At 44.0% G+C, this 4,199-nt stretch carries 5 protein-coding genes; all 5 read right to left on the bottom strand.

Annotated elements, in window-relative coordinates:
* The coding region (locus AB4496_RS09465) for an AAA family ATPase (RefSeq protein ID WP_372130865.1) at positions 1–675 on the bottom strand (675 nt) is incomplete at its 3' end.
* 5 nt (positions 676–680) lie between these two features.
* On the bottom strand, positions 681–1,934 hold the full coding sequence (sbcD, locus tag AB4496_RS09460; protein ID WP_102258510.1) for an exonuclease subunit SbcD: 1,254 nt from the start codon (positions 1,932–1,934) through the stop codon (positions 681–683).
* Positions 1,935–2,167: 233 nt separating this feature from the next.
* Positions 2,168–2,824 (bottom strand): glutathione S-transferase family protein, encoded by a 657-nt coding sequence (locus AB4496_RS09455; protein WP_102258511.1) that lies wholly within the window; start codon positions 2,822–2,824, stop codon positions 2,168–2,170.
* A 291-nt stretch (positions 2,825–3,115) separates the two neighbouring features.
* Positions 3,116–3,712: a LysE/ArgO family amino acid transporter gene (locus AB4496_RS09450; RefSeq protein WP_041472819.1), complete on the bottom strand. Its 597-nt coding sequence runs from the start codon at positions 3,710–3,712 to the stop codon at positions 3,116–3,118.
* A 14-nt stretch (positions 3,713–3,726) separates the two neighbouring features.
* Positions 3,727–4,185 (bottom strand): GNAT family N-acetyltransferase, encoded by a 459-nt coding sequence (locus AB4496_RS09445; protein ID WP_102258512.1) that lies wholly within the window; start codon positions 4,183–4,185, stop codon positions 3,727–3,729.
* Positions 4,186–4,199: the final 14 nt, after the last annotated feature.

The following is a 4,199-nucleotide window of genomic DNA, read 5'->3' as shown; positions in this document are numbered from 1 at the left end:
ACGCTCTGCAGTTAGCTCTTGGATTTGCTCTTCAGACAGTAAGCTGACACCTTCAGCTTTCGCTTTCAGGTGGTTCAGTGCTTCTTCACTCGACTTGAAATGATCGTAGATGCGCTCAGAGATCAGGCTATAGACTTCTGTACCCGTCAGCTCTTCAAGTAGCTCGGCACGGTCGTTAGCATTGGCATTTAAGAACGCCGCAAACTCACCCTGAGACAACATGATGGATTTAGTGAAGCGTGAGAAATCGAGACCCGTTACCTGCTCCACCAACTTTGTCTTCTTGGTCAACATAGTCTCTAAGACTTTATCGGTGTCCGCATCCGCAAATTCACACGTTGGCGTTTGTAATGCGCCATCGTGCTTTCCGCGAGCTCGCTTTTGGTGGAAGTTAGAGCGATACGTTTTGCCCTGCACTTCAAATTCAAGCTCAGCGAAACACTCACCCGTGCCACGCGTCATTAATTCGTTGTTGCCTTTAGCGATGCTCTTTAAACGCGGTGTGCGGTGGAACAATGCCAAACAAATCGCATCAAGAATCGTTGTCTTACCCGCCCCCGTTGGGCCGGTGATCGCAAACAAGCCATTTTCCGCAAACGGTGATTGGGTAAAATCGAGCTTCCAACGTCCTTTCAAAGAGTTCAGGTTTTCAAATTCTAGGCTTAAAATCTTCATACTGGCTACTCTTCTACTTTATTGGGCGCTTGAGCGCTCTCAGACACTTCAACCATCACTTGTTTAAACTTCACCGTCATACGCTCTAAACGCGCTTTTTCAGAATCGGTTTCAAATTCTTCTAAGGCAATACGCTTCGTAAACACGTCCATCGGGCTCAATTCTGACAGCGTTTCTGCCGACTCTTGCTCTAATGCTTGATTGCGACGTTCTCTTGCGCGGCGCAGTTGCAGCACTTCGACGTTCAATCCTTCGGTAAGTGCGCGCATACGTTCTTGAAGATCTGATAAGTAATCTTGCGCTTGCACTTCTATTGATAACCACACGCTTTGTTCGCTATCTAAACCTATGTATTGGTTCAGCTGAGATTCGATCTCGCTCAAGTCACCTTTGATTTCAGCTAGGGGTTGAAACGTTGGAACTGGCAATTGAGAAATGGTGCGCTCGCCTTCAACAAACTCAACCACACATACCTGCTTTTGAGATTTAAGTTCATCAAAGCTTAATGGTATTGGTGAGCCGCAGTAACGAATGTATTCACGCTTTGCCACCACTTGTGGGCGGTGGATATGACCAAGTGCAATATAGTCTGCGTCTGGGAAGCCATCAGCGGCAAAACCATCAAGGTTACCGACATAGATGTCGCGTACCGAATCCGATTGTTGAACACCCATCGCCGTTAAATGACCAGTAGCGATAATCGGCATGTGCTCGCTGTTTTCAAACTCCGCACGTTTTTCTACAGCGGCATCATAAACACTTTGGTAGTGCTGTTTGATTGCATCTCCGAGTTGCTTCTGACGCTCAACGCCTGTGACGCCCGCCTGGCTGGTCAACACATCGCGAGGGCGAATAAAGGGAATGGCACAAACCAGCGCTTCTACATCGCCGTTCTTGCCTTTTAGTTCGACAACCTGAGTCGCATGATCTTCATTGGTATTAGGAATCACGTATGCACCCATGTATTTGAGCAGCTGTTGTGTCTCTTTAAGCACAGAGACTGAATCGTGATTTCCACCTAACAACACCAATTGGCAGCCGATCTTGTTCGAATCGACCACAAACTTATTATACATCTCACGAGCGTAACTCGGCGGTGTGCTGGTATCGAAAATGTCGCCAGCAACAATGATCGCGTCGATGTCGTGCTCTGTAACTTGCTCAAGTAACCATTGTAAAAACCGTTCATGTTCATTCTTACGGCTTTTATTGTAGAAGTTTTGGCCAAGATGCCAATCGGACGTGTGAAGAATCTTCATTGCTGCTCACTGGAAGTCTGTAATAGCTTTAATTTACCAAAATACCGATCAACTACCAAATGAGTTAGCATTATTTACCGTTTATAAGCTTGTGAAAACCAACTAATTTCAGGCTTTGGACCAACTATGCCCATAGCGTGACCAATCGTTATTTTTGACATAAAAAAACCGCTCAACGTTAGAGCGGTTTTAGTTGTCTGTGGCCTAAACGCCATAAAATACTTAATCTTTTTTTAGCGAGCTTCTGCTAGGCTTGCCAGGTAGTTATTCGTTAAATAAAAGCCGCTGAACTTGTCAATAAAGTCCGCTGGAACGGTTTTATCGGTCAATCCAGATTCAATCAGCGCCGCTTGCCACTTCTGTACTTTCGGGAAGCTTTCTAGCATATTGAAGCCTGAACGCTCTTTAATAACAAATGCTCGGTGTAACAGTGGTAACCAAGCGATGTCGACGTTAGAGATGTAATCCCCTTTAAAGAACTCAGTATCACCCAGTTTTTTCTCTGCCTTTAGGAACGCCTTTTGTAAATTGGCTAAGCGTGTTTCAAATGTCTCTTTGTCTTTACTCGCCATGGTGCCGCACTGTGGCATGTAATGTTTGCTCGCTTGATAAGACCAAGCACGGTCGAGTGCTTTCTGCTCGGGTGAAACCTCTTCAATCGGCGTATATTTATCGTCTAGGTATTCAACAATTGCATCAGATTCAAAAAGGACGGTGTCGTTCTCTGTAATTAATACAGGTACCTGCCCGTTCGGTGAGATATCCAAAAACCACTGTGGTTTGTTATTCAGCTCAATGTACTCAATTTCAAACGGGACGTTTTTCATTACTAGTGAACCCATTACACGTTGAACAAATGGGCAGTTTTTAAAGCTAATCAATTTAGTCATTTTTGGCTCCGAATCGGATTAATAATTTCTTGTTACCCCCCTAAGACGAACCCAAAATCCAAAAGACGAAGAATAATTCGTTATTTCACGAAATAATTTAATTTGTTGTTATCAAGACGTTTAAAACCAACAGAGAAATGCGAAATCTTTGCAAAGAATAATTAATAGCTAGGGAGGCAAGACAGAGGGATACAGTACTAATTACTAATTAACGAGCTAGCAAGCTAACAAGCCGTACTTTCCCCAACAGCGTTCAACTGACGAGGAGAAGTTAACGAAAGCAGAGTAAAACTAAACAACCAAAGATAGTGCAATAGATGCCATGATCACTCCTACAACAAACTCCAACATCTTCCATGATTTCGGGTTCTTAAACATTGGAGCTAAGAATCGTGCACCATAGCCAAGTAAAAAAAAGAACACGAATGAAGCCGATACTGCACCTGCACCAAACAACATTTGATTTGGTTGATATTGTGTAGAGATAGAACCCAGCAATACCACAGTATCCAGATACACATGCGGATTAAGCCAAGTAAACGCTAAGCACATGGTAACTGCTTTGGTTAAAGAGTTTTTGGTTTCGACACCGGCTTCTAAGGCATGATTTTCGGTAAATGCTGAGCGAAAGCTCAAGAATGAGTAAACCCCTAAAAAGATAGCCCCACCGTAACGAGCAAACTGCTCAATTTGTGGAAACTGATCAACGATTGCGCCAAAGCCCATCACACCAAAGCTGATCAGTAATGCATCTGAAATCGCGCAGACAGCACAAATAGCAAACACATGCTGATTCTTTAAGCCCTGTTTAAGAACGAACGCATTTTGAGAACCGATCGCGAGGATAAGCGAAAGCCCAAGAGTAAAACCTGCAAAATAAGTCGGTATCAAAGGTTAGCCTCTTAACGTAACTCAATACTCATGAACTGACTGTGCGGATCTAACACATAATTAGCAAAAGGTTCACAGTAACCAAAGCCAAATTTTTGGTACAAATTACGCGCTGGCTTAAAGTAGTCTTCCGATCCCGTTTCTAGGCTAATACGTCGATATTGGCGAGCGGTTGCCGTATCCAAAACGTGCTGCAATAGCTTGCTTGCGACACCGGACTTTCTTGCAAACTGCGAGGTTCTCATCGACTTCAGTTCAGCGTGTTGTGTATCAAGCTCTTTAATGGCGACACACCCAAGCAGTTGGCTGTTTTTCCAAGCACTGAAAAAAGTAATCTCTGGCGACTTGAGCCCATCTAGATCCAGTGCATGAACGCTTTCGACTGGCGATGTCGCATACATATCCGCTAAATGCTCTTCGAGTAGCTCAATAACCTCTCCACCCAACAAATCATCAATTTTTATTTCCATAACTCTTTAATCTG

This window comes from Vibrio sp. 10N.222.46.A1, from assembly GCF_041473595.1.
Lineage (GTDB): Bacteria > Pseudomonadota > Gammaproteobacteria > Enterobacterales > Vibrionaceae > Vibrio > Vibrio tasmaniensis_A.
The sequence above is the reverse complement of the archived record's forward strand: the minus strand, read 5'-3'. Positions and strand labels throughout refer to the sequence as shown.